Annotated in this window: 21 protein-coding genes; 16 read left to right on the top strand and 5 right to left on the bottom strand. The window is 66.2% G+C overall.

Annotated elements, in window-relative coordinates; genetic code table 11:
• Nucleotides 1–131: 131 nt before the first annotated feature.
• From ACW2Q0_RS15390 to ACW2Q0_RS15335, 12 genes are all read left to right on the top strand, one after another.
• Nucleotides 132–1,259, top strand: coding sequence for a glycosyltransferase family 4 protein (locus tag ACW2Q0_RS15390; protein ID WP_457190533.1), 1,128 nt, complete (start codon nucleotides 132–134; stop codon nucleotides 1,257–1,259).
• 202 nt (nucleotides 1,260–1,461) lie between these two features.
• Nucleotides 1,462–1,851: a polyketide cyclase / dehydrase and lipid transport gene (locus tag ACW2Q0_RS15385; RefSeq protein WP_457190531.1), complete on the top strand. Its 390-nt coding sequence runs from the start codon at nucleotides 1,462–1,464 to the stop codon at nucleotides 1,849–1,851.
• A 37-nt stretch (nucleotides 1,852–1,888) separates the two neighbouring features.
• Complete coding sequence (locus ACW2Q0_RS15380; RefSeq protein WP_457190529.1) at nucleotides 1,889–2,326, top strand: SRPBCC family protein; 438 nt, start codon at nucleotides 1,889–1,891, stop codon at nucleotides 2,324–2,326.
• Nucleotides 2,323–3,618: an ArsA family ATPase gene (locus ACW2Q0_RS15375; protein ID WP_457190566.1), complete on the top strand. Its 1,296-nt coding sequence runs from the start codon at nucleotides 2,323–2,325 to the stop codon at nucleotides 3,616–3,618. Before ACW2Q0_RS15380 ends, ACW2Q0_RS15375 begins: the two co-directional genes overlap by 4 nt.
• Entirely contained in the window at nucleotides 3,615–4,079 is a 465-nt protein-coding gene (locus tag ACW2Q0_RS15370) for a hypothetical protein (RefSeq protein ID WP_457190527.1), read from the top strand. The genes ACW2Q0_RS15375 and ACW2Q0_RS15370 overlap by 4 nt, the downstream gene beginning before the upstream one ends.
• Nucleotides 4,076–5,089 carry an ROK family protein gene (locus ACW2Q0_RS15365; RefSeq protein WP_457190525.1) on the top strand — a complete coding sequence of 338 codons (1,014 nt, stop codon included), beginning with the start codon at nucleotides 4,076–4,078 and terminating at the stop codon, nucleotides 5,087–5,089. Before ACW2Q0_RS15370 ends, ACW2Q0_RS15365 begins: the two co-directional genes overlap by 4 nt.
• Nucleotides 5,090–5,300: 211 nt before the next feature.
• Nucleotides 5,301–6,026: a lysophospholipid acyltransferase family protein gene (locus ACW2Q0_RS15360; protein ID WP_457190523.1), complete on the top strand. Its 726-nt coding sequence runs from the start codon at nucleotides 5,301–5,303 to the stop codon at nucleotides 6,024–6,026.
• 104 nt (nucleotides 6,027–6,130) lie between these two features.
• A complete protein-coding gene (locus tag ACW2Q0_RS15355) occupies nucleotides 6,131–6,820 on the top strand; it encodes a phosphoribosylanthranilate isomerase (RefSeq protein WP_457190521.1) in 690 nt (229 codons plus the stop codon).
• A gap of 261 nt (nucleotides 6,821–7,081) precedes the next feature.
• Nucleotides 7,082–7,546, top strand: a complete 465-nt coding sequence (locus tag ACW2Q0_RS15350) for a nitroreductase/quinone reductase family protein (protein WP_457190519.1) — start codon at nucleotides 7,082–7,084, stop codon at nucleotides 7,544–7,546.
• A 73-nt stretch (nucleotides 7,547–7,619) separates the two neighbouring features.
• Complete coding sequence (locus ACW2Q0_RS15345; protein WP_457190517.1) at nucleotides 7,620–9,179, top strand: alkaline phosphatase D family protein; 1,560 nt, start codon at nucleotides 7,620–7,622, stop codon at nucleotides 9,177–9,179.
• 52 nt (nucleotides 9,180–9,231) lie between these two features.
• Nucleotides 9,232–10,509, top strand: a complete 1,278-nt coding sequence (locus ACW2Q0_RS15340) for an FAD-binding oxidoreductase (RefSeq protein WP_457190515.1) — start codon at nucleotides 9,232–9,234, stop codon at nucleotides 10,507–10,509.
• 146 nt (nucleotides 10,510–10,655) lie between these two features.
• Nucleotides 10,656–11,492: an SDR family NAD(P)-dependent oxidoreductase gene (locus tag ACW2Q0_RS15335; RefSeq protein WP_457190513.1), complete on the top strand. Its 837-nt coding sequence runs from the start codon at nucleotides 10,656–10,658 to the stop codon at nucleotides 11,490–11,492.
• A gap of 194 nt (nucleotides 11,493–11,686) precedes the next feature.
• Here the strand turns inward: ACW2Q0_RS15335 and ACW2Q0_RS15330 are convergent, their stop codons facing one another.
• Complete coding sequence (locus tag ACW2Q0_RS15330; RefSeq protein ID WP_457190511.1) at nucleotides 11,687–12,103, bottom strand: cytochrome c oxidase subunit 4; 417 nt, start codon at nucleotides 12,101–12,103, stop codon at nucleotides 11,687–11,689.
• 13 nt (nucleotides 12,104–12,116) lie between these two features.
• Nucleotides 12,117–13,250, bottom strand: coding sequence for an aa3-type cytochrome oxidase subunit II (gene ctaC / locus ACW2Q0_RS15325; protein ID WP_457190564.1), 1,134 nt, complete (start codon nucleotides 13,248–13,250; stop codon nucleotides 12,117–12,119).
• Nucleotides 13,251–13,692: 442 nt separating this feature from the next.
• Here ctaC and asnB point away from each other — a divergent pair, with 442 nt between their 5' ends.
• Nucleotides 13,693–15,678 carry an asparagine synthase (glutamine-hydrolyzing) gene (gene asnB / locus ACW2Q0_RS15320; protein WP_457190509.1) on the top strand — a complete coding sequence of 662 codons (1,986 nt, stop codon included), beginning with the start codon at nucleotides 13,693–13,695 and terminating at the stop codon, nucleotides 15,676–15,678.
• A gap of 286 nt (nucleotides 15,679–15,964) precedes the next feature.
• Here the strand turns inward: asnB and ACW2Q0_RS15315 are convergent, their stop codons facing one another.
• Nucleotides 15,965–16,933, bottom strand: coding sequence for a carbohydrate kinase family protein (locus ACW2Q0_RS15315; protein WP_457190507.1), 969 nt, complete (start codon nucleotides 16,931–16,933; stop codon nucleotides 15,965–15,967).
• A 138-nt stretch (nucleotides 16,934–17,071) separates the two neighbouring features.
• Nucleotides 17,072–17,422, bottom strand: a complete 351-nt coding sequence (locus tag ACW2Q0_RS15310; RefSeq protein WP_364504767.1) for a HesB/IscA family protein — start codon at nucleotides 17,420–17,422, stop codon at nucleotides 17,072–17,074.
• Nucleotides 17,423–17,594: 172 nt separating this feature from the next.
• On the opposite strand from ACW2Q0_RS15310, the gene ACW2Q0_RS15305 reads away from it, so the two are divergent.
• A complete protein-coding gene (locus ACW2Q0_RS15305) occupies nucleotides 17,595–18,266 on the top strand; it encodes a DUF3043 domain-containing protein (RefSeq protein ID WP_457190504.1) in 672 nt (223 codons plus the stop codon).
• Between the two features lie 42 nt (nucleotides 18,267–18,308).
• On the opposite strand, the gene ACW2Q0_RS15300 is transcribed toward ACW2Q0_RS15305, so the two are convergent.
• Nucleotides 18,309–18,467 carry a hypothetical protein gene (locus tag ACW2Q0_RS15300; RefSeq protein WP_457190502.1) on the bottom strand — a complete coding sequence of 53 codons (159 nt, stop codon included), beginning with the start codon at nucleotides 18,465–18,467 and terminating at the stop codon, nucleotides 18,309–18,311.
• Between the two features lie 86 nt (nucleotides 18,468–18,553).
• Between ACW2Q0_RS15300 and ACW2Q0_RS15295 the strand changes: the two genes are divergently transcribed.
• Nucleotides 18,554–19,537, top strand: a complete 984-nt coding sequence (locus tag ACW2Q0_RS15295) for a helix-turn-helix domain-containing protein (RefSeq protein ID WP_457190500.1) — start codon at nucleotides 18,554–18,556, stop codon at nucleotides 19,535–19,537.
• A 26-nt stretch (nucleotides 19,538–19,563) separates the two neighbouring features.
• Nucleotides 19,564–20,118: a bifunctional adenosylcobinamide kinase/adenosylcobinamide-phosphate guanylyltransferase gene (gene cobU / locus ACW2Q0_RS15290; protein WP_457190498.1), complete on the top strand. Its 555-nt coding sequence runs from the start codon at nucleotides 19,564–19,566 to the stop codon at nucleotides 20,116–20,118.
• Nucleotides 20,119–20,174: the final 56 nt, after the last annotated feature.

The following is a 20,174-nucleotide window of genomic DNA, read 5'->3' as shown; positions in this document are numbered from 1 at the left end:
CATGCGCCGCAGGCGCGAGTCTCGACGGCTCGGACGCGAGACACCAGGGGGCCGCGAACACGCAGCGCCGAAGGCGCTGCCAAAGACAGAGCGCCGCAGGCGCGGCAAATCAAACACAGTAGTTTGTTCGCATGGCTCGAACTCTGCTGGTTACCAATGATTTCCCGCCGCGGCCGGGCGGTATCCAGTCGTATCTGCAGGCGCTGGCCGGTGAGCTGCCGCCCGATGATCTGGTCGTCTACGCCCCGCGGTGGCGTGGCGACAGTCATCTGAAATTCGATGCCAAGCAGAAATTCCAGGTGGTGCGCCACCCGACCACGCTGATGCTGCCGACCCCGCTGGTATTGCGGCGGGCCGCGCGCCTGCTGCGCAGCGAGAACTGCGACACCGTGTGGTTCGGCGCTGCGGCACCGTTGGCACTGCTGTCGCCGATGCTGCGACGCGCGGGCGCCACCCGGATTCTGGCCAGCACCCACGGCCACGAAGTCGGCTGGTCCATGCTGCCGGGTGCACGGCAGGCGCTGCGCGTGATCGGCGAGCACACCGATGCCATCACCTATGTCAGCCGGTATACGCGCCGCCGGTTCGCCTCGGCGTTCGGGCCCGATGCCGCACTCGAATATCTGCCGCCCGGGGTCGATACCGAGACGTTTCGGCCGGATCCAGCCGCGCGCGCGGAATTGCGCGAACGCTATGGCCTCGGCGATCGCCCGACCATCCTGTGCCTGTCCCGACTGGTGCCGCGCAAGGGACAGGACGCGTTGATCGTCGCCATGCTCGAGATCCGCAAGCGAATTCCCGGTGCGGTACTGGTGGTCGCGGGCGGCGGGCCCTACGAGCCAAAATTGCACGCGCTCGCGGGGGCCCTCGACGTCACCGATGACGTGGTCTTCACCGGCCGGGTCCCATCCAGCGAACTGGCGGCCCACCACACCCTGGCCGATGTGTTCGCCATGCCGAGCCGGACTCGCGGGGCCGGGCTCGATGTCGAAGGGCTGGGCATCGTGTACCTGGAGGCCTCGGCGTCCGGAGTACCGGTGGTCGCCGGACGTTCGGGCGGTGCGCCAGAGACCGTGCTGGAAGGCAAGACCGGCCGCATCGTCGATGGACGCAAGACCACCGAGATTGCCGATGCCATTGTCGACATCCTGTCCGATCGCGCCGCTGCCGTCGCGATGGGCGCGGCGGGACGTGCGTGGGTCGAGGAACAGTGGCGCTGGGACAGCCTGGGCGCTCGGCTGCGTCAGCTGCTGCAATAAGGCGATGGCGGCTCACGGTTCACAGATGTGATCTACTACGCTCGGGCTGTGAGTGAGCGCCAGCGAATGAACCAACAACACAGCGCGCCACTGCTGGCGGAGCCGAGCGTCAGCGAGGCACGGCCGTGAGTGAGCGAAGCGAGCGAACCATGTGCCAGCGCGCTCTGCGCACGGTGGAGCCGAGCGTCGGCGAGGCGCAGCCGTGACCAGTATTCAGGTCGCTGATCAGACGTTTGTCGCCGCACCCGGGGTCGCGGTCGCCGAGATCCTGGCCGGGGAGAACAATTGGCGCCGTTGGTGGCCCGATCTCACCCTCGGAGTCAGGGAAGACCGGGCCGACAAGGGTATTCGCTGGTCGGTCGCCGGTGCGTTGACCGGAACCATGGAAGTGTGGCTGGAGCCCGCGCTGGACGGGGTGATCCTGCACTACTTCCTGCATGCCGAACCGACGGCGCCGACGCGCGATCTCGCCGCCGCCAATCGGGCACGCCGGGTGGCGGGCAGGGATATGTCGTTCGAGATCAAGGCCAGGCTGGATGCGGGCCGCGCGGCCGGTGTCGCACCGGCGCATACCACCCCGACCGCCCGCTGAGGCAGAGCACAGCAGCTGAAAGGAATCGTTGTCCGCCATGGCCGACAGGACCCAGAGGTCGATCATCATCGACGCACCGTCGCAGCGGGTGATGTCCGTCATCGCCGATCTGGAATCCTACCCGGAGTGGGTCTCGGCGGCGAAAACCGTTGAGGTGCTGGAGAAAAGCGTCGACGGCCGGGCCCGGACCGCACGCTTCGTCCTGGATGCCGGAGTCGTCAAGGACACCTACGTGCTGTCCTATACCTGGCGGCCCGACGATAAATCGGTCAGCTGGACGCTGATCAGCGGCGAACTGCAGAAGGCACAGGACGGCACCTACGAACTCATCGACCAGCCCGACGGCACCACCGAGGTGACCTATGAGCTGACCGTCGACCTGAATATCCCGATGATCGGAATGTTCAAGCGCAAGGCCGAGAAAGTAATCACCGATACCGCGCTCAAGGAACTGAAGAAACGGGTCGAAGGCTGATCGCGCACCAGCCCGAGGCGGCCGGAACTCGGGTCGAACTATTCATCGGCAAAGGCGGGGTCGGCAAAACGACTTTGGCCTGCGCTACCGCCATGGGCTATGCCCGGGCGGGGCAGCGGGTATTGGTGGCCTCGCTGGATCAGGCGCATTCGCTCGGCGACGCGCTCGGCTTCCGATTTCCGCACGATCCCGGCACCGTGTCCGGGGTCGCCGGCGTCCTGCGAGGACTCGATGTGATCGAGGTCGATTCCCTTGCGCTGCTGGAGGATCGGTTCCGCGAGGTGGTGCGGATGCTTACGACCGGCACCAACCACGATCACGGCATCGATCCGGCCGCGCTGGATCCGTCGGAGCTGACCGGATTGCCCGGCGTGCAGGAATTGCTGATGCTGGTGGAGATCACCCAGTTCGCCGCCGAGGACGACTGGGATGTGATCGTGGTGGATTGCCCGCCCTCGGCGGATATGTTGCGCATCGTCACCGCGCCGGAAACCCTGCTCGGATATGTGGAGCGGATGTGGCCGCCGCATGCGCGGGCGATGAGTGCCGTCGGCACCGATCTGCGGCGCGCGGTGCTGGCCACGACGGTGGAACGGATCGTCAAGGCGGTGACCGAAGTACGCGATCTGCTCGCCGATCACGGCCGCACCGGTGCGCGCCTGATCACCGTCGCCGAACAGGTCGCCATCGCCGAAACGGAGCGGGTCCGTTCGGCGACCGCCCTGCTCGGTCTGCGGTTGGACGCGGTGGTGGTGAACAAGGTCCTGCCCGCCGTCCCGCCGCCGACCGCACTGGAGGTGGCCTCCCATCCCGCGGTGCAGTGGTATCTGAATCGACGCGCCGAACAATTGGATGTGGTGAACCGGCTGCAACGGGGTATGAACGGGATACGGGTACTGATCGCCCAGCACACCGGGCCCGAACCGGTAGGGCTCACATCGCTGTCCGCGCTGTCGTATGCGATGGGCCCGGGTGAGCGGTTGAATGGCGACTCCATGCTGGGCGACAATCCGGCGGAGGTTCGCACAAGTTCCGGCGAGCCGGTGGTTCGATTGGAATCGGGCACCGGTCTGCATTCGGTATACGCGTTGCGGATGCACTTGCCCGTCGTCGATCCGGCGACGCTGCGACTGGGACGAGTGGAGGACGATTTGATCGTAGGAGCGGACGGGGTCCGACGCCGGGTGCGCCTGGCGCCGGTATTGCGACGGTGCACGGTCGATGGCGCCGAACTCGATAACGGCCATCTGATCGTGCGTTTCCACCCGGACCCGGAAGCGTGGCCGGTATGACCGAATCGGACGGCTGGCCCGGCGGCGCCGAGCCCGGTGACAGCCTCGGCGATTTCGCCGCGGAATTGAAGCTGCTGGCCGAGGCCGTGCTCGAACGGGTCGAACCCGTGCTGCGCCGCGCCGCCGACGGACAGCCGGACTGGTCGAGTTGCAGTTGGTGCCCGGTCTGCGCGGCCGCCGCGCTGGTGCGCGGTGAGCGTCACGATGTGCTCGCGGTGGTGGCCGATCACGGGACCGCGATCGTCACGGTGCTGCGCGAGGCGCTGGCCGGGGTGCCGGTTGATCCGGTAATGCCCGACGACAGTGTGCCGCACGATCATTCGTTCGCCACCGAACAGCACCACGAGGCACCGGATTCCGAATCCACACCCGTCGAAGCGGATACCCGCGCACGGCAGGCGACCTCGGTCGGGCGCAAGCGATCCCGCTATATCGGCATCCCCGTAACGATCAAGGCATGACGGCGCGAGCAGCGGATGCGCGACCGCTGACCGTCGGTATCGACGTCGGCGGCACCAATATTCGCGCATCGGTGGTCGATGGCGACGGTGAGGTGCTCGACACCGTGGTAGCGCCGACACCGCATTCGGCGCGGGCCCTGGAGAACGCGCTGGACCGCGCGGTCCGCGAGCTGTGCCGCCGGCACCCGATCGCCGCGGTCGGCCTCGCGGTGGCCGGATTCATCAACGCCGATCGCTCGACGGTGCGCTTCGCACCGCACCTACCTTGGCAGGACGCCCCGGTCGCGCAGCGGCTCACCGAGCGTCTCGAACTACCGGTGATTCTCGAACACGATGCCAATGCCGCCATGTGGGCCGAATACCGATTCGGCGCGGCGGCGGGCGGGCACAATTCGGTGCTCGTCGCGATCGGCACCGGCATCGGCGCGGCCCTGCTCATCGATGGCGAACTGTATCGGGGCACGCACGGTATCGCACCGGAGCTGGGCCATCTGCAGGTGGTGCCGCAGGGCCGGTCCTGTCCGTGCGGTAAGCGGGGCTGTTGGGAAAGGTATTGCAGCGGAACGGCTCTGGTCGATACCGCGATCGAAATGCTGGCCACGGATCCGGTGCATTCGACGGTGCTGGCGCGCGAGGTGCTGCGCGACCCCGGTTCGTTGACCGGCCGCCGGGTGGCCGGGGCCGCCCAGGACGGCGACCCGTTGGCCGTGGCGGTCATGGCCGATTTCGCCCGCTGGCTCGGGCTCGGGCTGGCGTTCGTCAGCGATATCTTCGATCCCGGGCTGATCGTAATCGCCGGTGGCGTAAGCAGTTCGGCGCCATTGTTCCTGGACGAGGCGCGCGAGGAGTACGCGCGGTCGATCACCGGATCGGGGCATCGGCCACTCGCCCGGATTCGGACCACACAGCTCGGTGAGGCAGCGGGGATGATCGGCGCGGCGGAACTCGCCAGAGCCGCCCTCGCCGAGACCGGCCGCAGCCGTTCCTGGGTGGCTCGTTCCACCCACTGAGTTCGATCGCGGCGCTCCCGGGGGCCTCGGTGGTCATGCTTGCGCTACCGCCTGCGGGCCCGTCGCTCACGCCGCGGGCGGTGCGGTATCAGTCCTCGAGAACATGTGGTGAGATCCGCCGCTCCGGTTGGATGTGATCTGTACCCAGCGGTAAAGTCGGCAACTAACGGCTGTATCCGTAAACGATCCCGCCCGCGGGGGTTAGGACGCCATGCTGTACTGGATGCTGAAGTATCTGTTCCCGGGACCGTTCATGCACCTCTACAACCGTCCGACGGTCGAAGGCGTGGAGCATATCCCGGCCGACGGACCGGCCATCGTGGCCGGGAACCACTTGTCCTTCTCGGACTGGTTGTTCGCTCCCCTGATGAGCCCGCGTCGCATCAGCTATCTCGCCAAGGCCGAGTACTTCACCGCCCCCGGCTTCAAGGGTCGGCTGCAGAAGTTCTTCTTCAGCGCCACCGGCCAGTACCCGATCGACCGCAGTGGCGCCGACGCGGCCGAGGACGCGCTCAACGCCGCACGCAAACTGCTCGACAAGGGTCACCTCGTCGGCCTCTACCCGGAGGGCACCCGCTCCCCCGACGGTCGCCTGTACAAGGGCAAGACCGGTCTGGCCCGCCTCGCGCTCGAAACCGGTGTTCCCGTTATCCCGGTCGCTGTCATCGGTACCTTCGAGGTCTGCCCGCCCGGCCCGTTCCGCTGGCGCCGCCATAAGGTCACCGTCAAATTCGGTACCCCCATCGACTTCTCCCGCTACGAAGGTATGGGCGGCAACCGCTTCGTCGAACGCGCCGTTACCGATGAGGTCATGTACGAGCTCATGCAGCTCGGCGGCCAAGAATACGTCGACGTCTACGCCGCCAGCCTGAAGAAGGGCGTCCCCAGCGGTTCCGCCCCTGAAGCAACCCGCATTCCCGAGACGGCCGCCAGCTAGCGCCGCACAATCCCCCGCGAGCCCGGTGCCGAACGCACCGGGCTCGTTCGGTTTTCGGCGATTCCACAGCCCGTCGTGCACCACCGCGCGGATATCGTCGAGTCGTGACGGTGCGCGCAAAGATTTGCGGGATCAGGTCCGAAGACGATCTGCGGATCGCGCTGGCCGCCGGTGCCGACGCCGTCGGGTTCATCTCCGGGATCACCCATTTCAGCGAGGATGCCCTCGACGCCGAGCACGCGGCGGCGCTGTCGCGACTCGCTCCGCCGTTCGTCACCCGTGTCCTGGTCACCCATTTGGAGGACGCCGCCGCGATCGTGAGTCTGGCCGACCGCGTCGGTGTGGACGCGATCCAGATCCACGGGCTTGTCACGATCGACACCGTTTGTGAAGTCCGAAAGAACGCCGGCGGCCGGAAGATCATCACGGCGGTGCACGTCACCGGGCCGGAGGCCGTCGATGCCGCACGCTGTGCCGCCGCGAATTGCGATGCGGTACTGCTCGATTCGCGTACCGCGGACCGATTGGGCGGCACCGGCCGCACTCACGACTGGTCGGTGAGTGCGGCTGTCGTGACCGCGCTGCGCGAACTGGGCTGCCCGGTCGTCCTCGCCGGTGGTCTCGGTCCGGACAATGTCGCCGATGCCATCACGCGGGTGCGTCCGTTCGCGGTGGACGTCAACAGCGGAGTCGAAGCAGCCACCGGGGATAAAGATCCCGCCGCGTGTGCGGCGTTCGTGGCGGCAGCGCATCGCCAGGCCTGCGGCGTTCGCACCGGGGTCCCACGGCTATGAGCGCCTGCGAGCAGCGTTGCCGCGGTGACATGGCTGCCCGCGGACTGCGGCGCCGATGCTAGAGATAAACATGGCGACACAGGCAGCGCTGGCCACGGGCAATGCCACATGGTGAGCCGCCGGTGAGTTCCGCACGGCCCGAAGATTCCGCATCACTCCGGTTCGGGGTCTCCGGGCATCCGAGGTCCCGGTCGGTCCCGGAATGATCATCGAAGTGCCATGCTGGTAGGCAGACAGTTCCGAGCGGTATGGGAGCGAATCATGAGTTTTCAGAAGATTCCAGCCGGGACCCGAGGATCTCGACCGCCCTCGCCCAATCCGGTGTTCCGGATCCTCATCCGGGCGATGGAGCGATATCACCGCTTCCGGCACGACCGGTTCCTGGGGATGGACTTGGTGTATCTGACCACCGTCGGCGCGAAGAGCGGTCAGGAACGTCGGGTGACGGTGAGCCGATTTCCGGCGGATGACGGCGGCTGGCTGATCGTCGCCTCGATGGGCGGCGCGATCCAACATCCGGGCTGGTACCACAATATCGCCGCACATCCCGATCAGGTGTGGGCCGAGGTGGGCGGTACCAAGTACCACGTCACGGCCGAACAGTTGGACGGCGACCAACGGGAACGCGCCTGGCAGCAGATCACCGCCGTGCAACCGCGCTACCTCGGCTATGAGAAGAAGACCGACCGCCTCATCCCGATCCTCGAACTCCGACCGCGCAGCTGACACCGGGCACCTGTTGGCCGCACCGACGGTGGGAGTTCACATTATGTTGGACTCGCTGCGCGAAGCTGGGCGAATGACTGGCTCGGACTTCGGCATCTCCCGGCGCACCCTGCTGCGTACCTCCGCCCTCGGTCTCGCCGCGGTCCCCGCTCTGGCCGCCTGCTCGAACGACGGACCCGCGCTGGTCCGCCCGCGCCCGAAACTCACTCACGGTGTCGCGGTGGGCGATCCGCGCACCGACGGCGCGCTGATCTGGGCGCGCTCCGATCAGCCCGCGAAGCTGATCGTCGAGACCGCCGCCACCGAATCCTTCACCGACGCCAAACGATTCACCGGCCCGCTCCTCACCCCGGATTCCGACGGCACCGGACGCGTGCGCGTCAACGGTCTGCCCGCGGGCAAGCAGGTGCACTACCGGGTCATCCTCGAAACCGAAGACGGTGCCACCTCCGAGCCGATCACCGGGGTCTTCCGCACCGTGCCCACCGGTGCGTCCGATATCAGGCTGCAGTGGTCCGGCGATGTGGTCGGCCAGGGCTACGGCATCAACCCCGAACTCGGCGGTATGAAGATCTTCTCCGCCATGGCCGCACGCGACCCGCATCTGTTCATCCACTCCGGTGACTCGATCTACGCCGACGTGCCACTGCAGGAATCGGTGACGCTGCCCGACGGCCGGATCTGGCGCAATACCGTCTCCGAGGCGAAAAGCGCTGTCGCGCAGACCCTGGACCAGTTCCGCGGCAACTACGCCTACAACCTGACCGACCAGAACTACCGCCGCTTCAACACCGCGGTCGCCCAGGTGGTCCAGTGGGACGACCACGAAACCGTCAACAACTGGTACCACGGCGGGCTCGTCGCCGAGACCAAGGGCTACAGCGAGCGCAGCATGGACACGCTCGCGATCCGCTCCTGGCAGGCCTTCCACGAGTGGATGCCGCTGGAGCCCAAAGAGGCGGTCGACGGCCGCCTCTACCGCAAGATCTCCTACGGTCCGCTGCTGGACATCTTCGTGCTGGATATGCGGACGTATAAGGACACCAACGACATCGACAACGGACCCAGCGGACGCATCTTCGGTCCGGAACAGACGACGTGGCTCATCGAGGGGCTGCGCGAATCCAAGGCCACCTGGAAGATCATCGCCAATGACCTACCGCTCGGCCTTGTCGTCAAGGACGGTGAACAGAAGGTGACGGCCTACGAGGGCCCCGCCAATGGTGATAACGGCGCCCCCTCCGGCCGGGAAACCGAAATCGCGCAAGTACTCTCGGCGAACAAGGCGAACAAGGTACGCGGTGTGGTCTGGCTGACCGCGGATGTGCACTACACCGCGGCCCACCACTATTCGCCCGAGCGCGCCGCCTTCACCGACTTCGACGAGTTCTGGGAGTTCGTGTCCGGACCGCTGAATGCCGGTGCGTTCGGCCCGAATCCGCTCGACGGCACCTTCGGTCCGGAGGCGGTATTCGTGCACGCGCCAGCTGTTCAGAACGCCTCACCGCTGGACAGCTTCCAACATTTCGGTGAGGTGCTGATCGATGGCAAGTCAAGGGAACTGACGGTCAATCTGTGCGATGCGACCGGATCCGTCCTGTTCAGCCAGCGGCTGGCGCCGCCGGTCCGGTAACCGACAAGATCGAACGAGCATCGGAGCCCGCGCTGTGGTTAGCTTTCGATCCATGAGCACGCCGCACACTGTCGCCGCCGAAGAATATCTACCTCGTGACACCGCGGATGTCGTTCGCACAGTGCGGAATTCACGCGGGCGCGCGGAGAGCCTCACGGTGCGTGGCGGCGAACCCATCGACGACGGTCTGTTGTTACCGGATCCGCGCACGGTGCTGTCACTGCGAAAGATGAATGCGGTGCTCGATATCAACCTCGGCAGGCGCACCGTGCGTGTGCAGGCGGGCGCCAAACTCTCCGATATCGATCGGCGCCTCGGCGCGCACGGGCTCGGTCTGCCGATCATCGGCGACCACCGCGATATCACCGCGGGCGGTTTCGCATCGGTCGGCGGTGTCAGCACGGCATCGCACAAGTACGGCATGTTCATCGATCAGATCGTGGACCTGGAGTACGTCGATCCGGACGGCCGCATCGGCACCTGCGGACGCAGCCACCACACCGAGCGCTTCCATCGGATCCTCGGCGCGGGCGGGCGCGCGGGCATAATCACCGCGCTCACTCTCGATGTGGTCGATATCGATAAAGACCACACGTGGCTCACCACCGATGCCGACCGCTTCCTGGACTTCGACTCCTTCGTCGAACACGCCTACGCCGAAATCGCCCGGCCGGGCAATGTCACACTGCAGGTCGGTCGTTGGGTCGATACCGCGCCGCTGAAGGTGTCGCGTCCGGTCGGCACCGGCCATGTGCAGCTGGGCACCGTTCGGTTCGGTCAGTGGTCGAGCTTGTACCCCACTACGCCCACGCGCTCGCTGCGCGCGCGCCGAGAGGTCGGCACCAAGACCAGGAAGTCGCTGGGCGTCATCGCCTCGGCCGCGGGCGGCCGCGCGGGCGCACCGGTGCGCAATGCCGCGGCGGGCGCGCTCATGTTCGCCCCGAAGGTGCTGACACTGCGAGATGCGGAGTACCTGGCCGATACCGTCATCAGCTCCTCGGAACGCGGACCCGCCTACCGGGTCGCGATTTTCGCGCCGCTGTCGACCTACACCTCGGTCTTCTACCGACTGCACGATCTATTTGCTGGGCACCGAGAGCGGACCGGATACTTCACGGTCATCTCGGCGATGACCTACGGCGTGCGCTCGAAGTACCTGCGCGAGGAGGCACAAGCCCGTGGACTCGCGGTCGAGGATCACGGACTGATCACCTTCACCTGCCGTTTGCGGCCCTCGGCGCTGCCCTCAGAACTGTTGCGCGACATCGTCACCGGAATAGATGAGATCTGCGCATCCGAACACGCCCTGCGGTACGACTCCGCAGATTAGACTAGGTCGCGCCGCATATAGTCGCCAACAAATAGCTTCACCGTCATCCGGCGGTTCGGCTATTTATTGGTGACGCGGTCGGCTTCGGCACTGTCGGCGGGGTGTCGATGCGTTGGTTCAGCCCATCTACGGTGAAGGTTGCTCTGATGCTCGAATTCCGCACTGCTCCACACCGTTTGCCGGACCGTCGGCGTCAGCGACCCGACTCCATCTACGGTCTGCGGATTCTCGTGACGGATGCGTGTTCCGAAATCGGTCGCGCTACCGCCACGCTGCTGGCCAAGCAGGGCGCGCAGGTGCTGCTGGTCGCCCGGCGCGCAGATCAACTTGTCGCCACCTGCAATCAGATCGTCGATGCGGGCGCTGCGGCGAATTGGTTTCGCTGCGATATCTCCGCACTCGGTGATGTCGATCAGCTCGTCAGCTGGGTGCTCAGCGATTTCGGCCGCGTCGACGTGCTGATCAACAATGCGGGCCGCCCGCCGCGCCGACCGGTCTCGCAATCGCTGGACCGCTTCCGCGACTACCAGCGCATGATGGCGACAAACTACTTCGGTCCGCTGCGCCTGACGCTCGGCCTGCTGCCCGCCATGCTGGAATCCGGCTCCGGCCAGGTAATCAATGTCGGCCCGTGGAACCTGAAGTCCGGCGCCACACCGAATTCCGCCTCCCACGCCAGCGCCCAGGCGGCCTGGACCACCTTCGGTCAATGCGCGGACGCCGAACTCACACCCCACGGCATCCAGGTGACCGCCGTCCACTACCCGGCCGTCCAACCCGACACCGGCACCATCGCGCACTACGTCACCGAACCCGCACTGGAACCGACCGACGCCGCCCGCCTGATCGAAACAGCCATCCGCACCCGCCCAGCCCGCCTCGAACCCCGCTTCGCACGCACCCTACGCGGACTGGCGGGCATCGCACCGCGCTCTACCAACCGCATCCTCTCCCGCCTCGCCCGCGCAGACATGTCCGCGTGAGCACCTTCGACAAGAGCCTCGAGATTCGTGCTGCGCGCACCGATCGACGCACTGGTCCCGAAGCCCGATCGCGATCATTCGTCACAACGCCGTGCGTACCTCGGCGCTCGCCACCGTCACGCGGGTGAGACTGCACCGAAACGCCGAGGCGCCCCACCGGATTCCGGTGAGGCGCCTCGGAAAGAGCTATTCGCTCAGTGCTTCTCGGGGCCGAGGTAGTACTCGAAGACCAGACCGGCGGCCGCGCCGAGGATGCAGACCACACCGATGCCGATCAGCCAGAACTGGAAGAACGCCAGGCCGAGGGCGGTGATGGAGCCCGCGGCGGCCAGGGTGATAGGCCAGAAGCTGCCGGGCGAGAAGAAGCCCAGATCGCCCGCGCCGTCCGCGATCTCGGCATCCTCGTAGTCCTCCGGACGCAGGTCGAGACGACGCGCGACGAAACGGAAGTAGGTGCCGATGATCAGCGACAGACCGGCGGTCAGCACCGTCGCGGTGGTGCCGGCCCACTCGACTCCGGTCCGCGACTGGCCGGTGAAGTAGCCGTACACGACCGCCACGATGATGAAGAACACCGTGAGCAGTTCGAAAATCCGCGCTTCGATCTTCATATCAGGTCAGTCCTCACTTGCTCTCTACCGCGGACGCGCTCTTGGTGTCGCGCTTGGTGTTGAACGGCTGGGTGGAGGTCGCGACCGGGGATTCACCGATGGACTCGAGCGCCTCGGCGTTGGTCTTACCCGCCTTGCGCGCATCGATGTACTTGGTGAACTTCTCCGGCGATACCGCACGGACCTCGAAGTTCATCATCGAGTGGAAGGTGCCGCACATCTCGGCGCAGCGGCCGACGAACGCGCCTTCCTTCTCGATCTTGGTGATCTGGAAGACGTTGTCGGAGTGGTTTTCCTTCGGGTTCGGCATCACGTCGCGCTTGAACAGGAACTCCGGCACCCAGAAGGCGTGCACCACATCGGCTGCGGCCAGCTGGAATTCGACGACCTTGTTGGTCGGCAGCACGAGCACCGGGATCTCGGAGCTGGAGCCGACGGTCTCGACCTTGTCGTAGTGCAGGTAGGACAGGATGTCGTTCTCCGGCTTGCCGTGCACCGGGCCCGGCTGCGGGTGACCGTCCTTGGTCCGCTCCTTGTACTCCTGCAACTGCTCCTGGTTGGCGTCCTCGCGGGCCTTATCGATGCCGTCGAAGCGGTAGCCGTCCTTGAAGTCGACATTGCGGTAGCCGAACTTCCAGTTCCACTGGAAGGCGGTCACGTCGACGGTCACGTCCGGGTCGGCGACCTTTTCGTGCACGTAGTTCTGCACGACCACGGTGAAGTAGAACAACACCGCGATGATGACGAACGGCACGGCCGTGTAGGTCAGCTCCAGCGGCACGTTGTAACCGGTCTGGCGCGGGAACTCCGGGGAGTCCTTCTTCTTGCGGTGGAAGGTGACGGTCCAGAAGGTCAGACCCCACACCAGCACGCCCATCGCCAATGCCGCGATGACCGACCAGGTCCACAGTTCCCGCATCCGGGTGGCCTGCGGCGTAATGCCCGAGGGCCAGCCGAATCGCAGCACAACATTGTCGATCGAGCAGCCCGAGACGAGCATCGCGGTGATCCCCAGGGACACCGCCAGCCCGACCCGCCGAAGGAGACGGCTGGGGGGATGGTTGGCCGACGAAGTCGGCGGGGCGGGTAAATACCGCCGACCCTTCACGGGGCGTGCCCCGATCTCGTCGCTCGCCTTGTGCGCCACGCTCACGCCTTCCTGGTCGCCACACATTCCGACAGTGCACCGCTCGGGTTGCGATCGCCCGGCGGTACGTCCTAAGCAGGTTCAGGGCATTCCGTCGACCGCTTGTTTCGCGCGCGATCCAACTGAGAATGTCCTGAGTACTACGCAGCGTAGACCAAACCGGCGCCCCGTCTGACGTCGGGTCGCATTCGACACTCCACCGATGCGGAGGTTGATCCGGTCACCCGGACATCGTCGCAGTACAAGGCGTGCGCCGCGGCCGAATCAGGCAGGTGCGATGCAGGCGAGCACAACATTTCGGGGTGTGGGCGCGGCACACGGATCCGTCCGGTGCGGCATACTCGGACACGAGTTTTCGTCCTGTGCGCCCACTGATCGGGCGCAGCCATCCAGTGAATCGGGCGAGTGCCCGGACCAAGTAGGAAACGAGGTTGCCGACACCGTGTGTGGACTGCTCGGATTTCTGACATCTGATGCGGCAACCGACGACCGCCGAGGACGGCAGCCAGCGGAGCTGGCGGGGTGGGTGAACACAGTGGAGCGGGTGTACGACGCCCTGCACTGCGTGCGCCATCGCGGCCCGGACGAGCGCGGTACCTGGCACGACGATCATGTGATCTACGGCTTCAACCGGCTGTCGATCATCGATATCGAGCATTCGCACCAGCCGCTGCGCTGGGGACCGGCGCAGAACCGGGAGCGCTACGCGCTGACGTTCAACGGTGAGATCTACAACTACATCGAGATCCGCGAGGAACTCGCGAAGGCCTATGCCGAGGAGTATCCGGACGGCAGGATCTTCGAGACCGCGGGCGATGGCGAGGCGATCGTCGCGGCCTTCCACTATTGGGGTCCGGAGGCGGTGCGCAAGCTGCGCGGCATGTTCGCGTTCGCGATCTGGGATACCGAAACCCGAGAGCTGTTCCTGGCGCGCGATCCGTTCGGGATCAAGCCGCTGTTCCTGGCGACGGGCCCCGGCGGGACCGCGTTCGGCAGTGAAAAGAAGAGTCTGCTGGAGCTGTTGCCGGCCCTCGGGCTGTCCGATGCGCTGGATCCGCGGGCGCTCGAGCACTACACGGTGCTGCAGTACGTGCCGGAGCCGGAGACCCTGCACAAGGACATCCGCCGCCTGGAATCCGGGCACTACGCGACCGTGCGGGCGGGCGAGGCGCCGCAGATCACCCGCTACTTCGATCCGCAGTTCACGGGGCGGGCCTTCGCGCCCGGTTCGGCGGCCGCCCGCTATCGCGAAATCGCCGAGGCCCTGGAGGACTCGGTCGCCAAACATATGCGCGCGGATGTGACGGTCGGATCGTTCCTGTCCGGCGGCATCGATTCCACCGCCGTGGCGGCGCTGGCCATGCGGCACAATCCGAAGCTGATCACCTTCACCACCGGCTTCGAACGCGAGGGCTACTCCGAGGTCGATGTAGCCGCCGAGAGCGCCGAGGCGATCGGCGCGCGGCATATCGTGAAGGTGGTCTCCCCCGCCGAATTCGCGGCCGCGATCCCGGAAATCGTCTGGTACCTCGACGATCCCGTGGCCGATCCGGCGCTGGTTCCGCTGTACTTCGTGGCCAAGGAGGCCCGCAAGCACGTCAAGGTGGTGCTCTCCGGTGAGGGCGCGGACGAGCTGTTCGGCGGCTACACGATCTATCGGGAACCGTTGTCGCTCAAGCCCTTCGAGTACCTGCCGGGCGGGCTACGCAAGCTGGCGGGCAAGCTCTCGGACCGGATTCCGGACGGTACGCGCGGTAAGAGCCTGCTGCACCGCGGTTCGCTCACCCTGGAGCAGCGCTACTACGGCAATGCGCGCAGCTTCAGCGATGCGCAGTTGCGTGCGGTGCTACGCGAGTTCCGCCCGGAGTGGACCCATCAGGATGTCACCGCGCCGATCTACGCGCAGTCGCGCGGTTGGGACCCGATCGCGCGTATGCAGCATCTCGATCTCTACACCTGGCTGCGCGGTGACATCCTGGTCAAGGCCGACAAGGTGACCATGGCGAATTCGCTCGAGCTGCGTGTGCCCTTCCTGGACTCCGAGGTGCTGAAGGTCGCCGAGCAGCTGTCCTTCGAGCAGAAGATCACCAAGGAGACCACGAAATACGCACTGCGCCAAGCGCTGGAGGGCATCGTCCCACCGCATGTGCTGCACCGGGCGAAACTGGGGTTCCCGGTCCCGCTGCGGCATTGGCTGCGCGGCACCGAACTATACGACTGGGCGCACCTGCAGATCGCCGAATCGCAGACCGATCATCTGCTGGACAAGGGCGCGATCAAGGGCATGCTCGAAGACCATCGCGCGGGCCGCGGCGACCACAGCCGCCGCCTGTGGACCTTGCTGGTCTTCATGGTCTGGCACGGCATCTTCGTCGAAAAGCGCATCACCCCCGACATCCAGGAGCCGGTCTACCCGGTCTCGCTGTAGTCACCCTCCGCCGCGCACGTTTCGCACGCCGCCCACCGATTCGCGGGCGAATTCGTGCGCGGCGCGACAGCGCGTGCGCGGCACAGCGGCCGCAGTGACGCAGCGCCGCCGTTTCGGCGCACTACGACTGTGCCGCGTACCTTCGCGCGCCACGCACGGGTTACTCGGCGAATTCGTGCGCGGCGCGCCGAGACGTGCGCGGCGGCGCCGGCTTCGCCGAGTGCTTATCGAAGCACATGCGAACAGCCGCACCAGGATGCGGTGCGGCCGTTCGGGTTTGCGTCGTTCAGAGTATGGGCTTGATATCCGCCGCGGCTTCGGGGCCGTAGGCCTTGGCGAGGCGTTCGAGGGCGTCGTCCTTGTTGAGGGTCCACTCCTGGGTGCCCATGGTCTCGAGTACGAGAACCGCGATGAGCGAACCCAATTGCGCGGAGCGCTCCAGCGACAGTCCGGTGGTGTGGCCGGTGAGGAAGCCCGCGCGGAAGGCGTCACCGACGCCGGTTGGCTCGACCTTGTTCACCTCGGGGACCACACCGACGGTCACCTCGGTGCCGTCGCGGTCGAAGATCTGCACACCGTCCTTGCCGAGCGTGGTAACCCGGATACCGACCTTGCGCGCGATTTCTTCCTCGCTCAGACCGGTCTTCTGCAGCAGCAGCGCCCATTCGTACTTATTGGTGAAAAGGTACGCGGCGCCATCGATCAGCTGTACGGCCTGATCGCCGTCGAGGCGGGCCAGTTGCTGGGACGGGTCGGCGGCGAACGGGATGCCGAGTTCACGGCATTCGGCGGTGTGACGCAGCATCGCCTCGGGGTCGTTGGCGCCGATGAGCACCAGGTCGAGAGTGTACTGCTCGGCGAGTTCACCGATCGAGATGTCGCGGGCCTCACTCATCGCACCCGGGTAGAACGAGGCGATCTGGGCCATATCGTCATCGGTGGTGCAGACGAACCGCGCGGTATGCGCCTGGTCGGAGATCTTGACAGTCGAGCAGTCGACACCGTGCTTGTCCAGCCAGGCGCCATACTCCGCGAAATCGGCGCCGACCGCGCCGACGAGCAACGGGGTGCGATTGAGCACGCCCATGGCGTAGGCGATATTGCCCGCGACACCGCCCCTGCGGATCTGCAGATCATCGACGAGAAAGCTCACCGAAACGTGGTCGAGCTGATCGGCCAGCAGTGCGTCGGCGAACCGTCCGGGGAAACGCATGAGATGGTCGGTCGCTATGGACGCGGACACGGCGATAGACACGAGGCTGGGCCCCTTCGAGTAGGCGGCAGACGACGAACGGCGCGGGACCGAACCCGCGCCTTCACCGTATCAACTGGCGCATCCGCCGAACACCAATGACTTCTTCGCCGCGGCGACAATCGGCCGGCGACCGAGGTGTCAGTTGAAGGAGTCGCCGCAGGCGCAGGAACCCGTGGCGTTCGGGTTGTCGATGGTGAAGCCCTGCTTCTCGATGGTGTCGACGAAGTCGATCGAGGCGCCCTGCACGTACGGCGCGCTCATCCGGTCGACGGCCAGCGTGACACCGCCGAAGTCGACGGTCAGGTCACCGTCGAGCGAGCGGTCGTCGAAGAAGAGCTGGTAGCGCAGGCCGGCGCAACCCCCGGGCTGCACGGCGATGCGCAACGCGAGGTCGTCGCGACCCTCTTGGTCGAGCAGCGCCTTGGCCTTGCTGGCGGCGGCATCGGTCAGAGTCACACCGTGGGTGGTCGTCTCGTCTTGCACAGTCATGAACTCTCCTCAGGACAGCTTGTTCAACCCGTGAACAGCGCACGGCTCGTGGTCTGTCAACACTACTCAGCAGGCTGCTATTCCCCATCTTGCCACCACCGGGTGCCGCGGTGGACACAACCTCCCACCGACCTCGTTTCCGACGGGGTACGACATCGAATAGCCTGGTCGCGTGAAATTGTTCCGTCGCGGCGAGTCCAGCACCACCGACGAGAGCGCCGACCAGACGGCGGGCTCGGACGGCGGCTCGACCGCAGTCTCCACCACCAAAGCCACCACCGCCACCGAGGGCAAGGGCCGACCGACGCCGAAACGTCGTGACGCCCAAGGCAAGCGGCGCGGTCCAGTAGCCCCGGCTCCGCTCACCGCGAAGGAGGCCCGCGCCCGGCGCAGGGCCACGCGCGGTAGCCGTGCGGACCGCAAGGCGGCCTCGACCGAGCGTCGGCTGGCGGCCCAGGACCGGCGCGCCAGGATGCTGGCCGGTGAGGACAAATACCTGCTGCCCCGCGATCAGGGCCCGGTGCGGGCCTTCGCGCGCGATATCGTCGATGCCCGGCGCAACCTGGTCGGATTGTTCATGCCGATGGCGCTGGTCTTGATCCTGTCGATGTTCGTCGCGCCCGCGCTGCAGTCGATTGTGACGCTGGCCATGCTGGTGATGATGGTCTTCATGATCGCCGAGGGATTCCTGCTCGGCCGGATCGTCAACGCTCGAGTGCGTGAGCGTTTCCCGGACAGCATCGATACCGGCTACAAGCTGGGCTGGTATGCCTTCGTCCGCGCCTCGCAGATCCGCAAGATGCGGGCGCCGAAGCCGCGGGTCGGGCCCGGCGACGCTGTGTGATCTGCGGCGCCGCGTGTTCGACGGCCCGCCAATGTCGGGCCCTCAATGGTGCTGGGAGCGGGCGAGGATGGCGGACAGATCGGATTGCAGGCGCTGAGCGTCGCGATCGATGACATCCGCTGATCCGGCGTAACCGCCGCCTCGTGTGATGATGACCGCGAAGCCCACCACTACCGCCATGCTTACGAGAAAAGTAATCATGGCAGTAATTTTGCGCTCGGCGATTTAGCGCCGATAGTGGCTGTTCTGACATAGTTCACAAAGATCCAGCCAGGTACGCTGACTGCATGCTGTCCAAGGTCGCAGTGGTGCTCGCCGAACGTCTGGCCATGTTCGAATTCGGCGTGGTCTGTGAGGTTTTCGGACTCGATCGGACCGCCGACGGACTGCCCGGATTCGATTTCAAGGTATGCGGGGCCGACCCGGGCAAGCCACTGCCGTCGACGACCCCCGGTGTCACCGTTACACCGCAGTTCGGGCTGGAGGAATTGGCGAAGGCCGATCTAGTGGCGATTCCGGCCTTTCCCGTATCGGCCTTCGAGCAGGGACTCGATCCGCGGGTTGTCGGCGCGATCCAGGCGGCGTCGGATGCCGGTGCGACTGTACTCACCGTATGTTCCGGTGCGTTCCTGGCCGGAGCGGCCGGACTGCTCGACGGTCGCAAATGCACCACGCACTGGCGCCATGTCGACCAGTTGGCGGCACAGTTTCCGCTGGCTACCGTCGATCCCGATGTGTTGTTCGTCGACGAGGGGAATCTGATCACCTCGGCGGGCACGGCCGCCGGAATCGATGCCTGTCTGCATCTGGTGCGCCGGGAGATCGGCAGTTCCGTCGCGAATGCGATCGCGCGGCGGATGGTAGTGCCGCCGCAGCGCGACGGCGGGCAACGCCAATTCATCGAACGTCCGGTGCCCGAATGCACCTCCGACAGTCTCGGCTCCACATTGCAGTGGATGAACGAGAATCTCGACCTGCCGCACACCATCGACGATCTGGCGGCCCGCTCGATGATGTCCACCCGCACCTTCGCCCGTCGCTTCGCCGCCGAAACCGGAACCACACCGGTCAAATGGCTGACCAATCAGCGGGTGCTGTACGCGAAGCATCTGCTGGAGGATACCGACGAGGGCCTGGAACAGATTGCCGCCCAATCGGGCTTCGGATCCGGTGCGCTGCTGCGGCATCACTTCCAGAAGGTCGTCGGTATCGCGCCGACCGAGTATCGCCGCCGGTTCGGCGGCACGGAGCCGACCGAGCAGCGGCCCTGAGCCTGCCGGATTGATACGGTGCTGTCGTGTCGGACCGCTCATCCACCAGCAGCCGCGCGCACCGCATCCTCGTACTCGGCGGCGCGCGATCCGGTAAGTCGACGTTCGCGGAGGTATTGGCGGCCGAGGGCGGCCCGGTGCGCTATGTCGCCACCGCGATTCCCGATCCGGCCGATCTCGACTTCGCCGAGCGCATCGCCCGGCACCGCGACCGCAGGCCAGCGGACTGGACGGTCCTCGAAAGCGCCGATCCGGTAACGGTTCTCACCGCCGCTGCCCCGGCCGGGACCACACTGATCGACGATATCGGCACCTGGCTCACCTCCCGTATCGATGTTCGCGAGGCCTGGGATGCCCCACCCGGCACCATCGCCCCCGACGCGGACGCCTTGGTCGCCGCCGTCGCCGACTATCCCGGCCGCTTGGTGATCGTCACTGCGGAAGTAGGCATGGGCGTCGTCCCCGCCACCCGCTCCGGCCGACTCTTCCGCGACGAAATCGGCGCACTCAACCAACGCCTCGCACGCACCTGCGACGAAGCCTTCTTGATTGTCGCCGGGCTCCCCCTCCGCCTGAAATAGGACCACACGGCTGCGGCGATCACGTCGCGTCACCTGCGAAACCCGCGCCCCGACAG

It is taken from the genome of Nocardia citri (assembly GCF_054065835.1).
The sequence above is the reverse complement of the archived record's forward strand: the minus strand, read 5'-3'. Positions and strand labels throughout refer to the sequence as shown.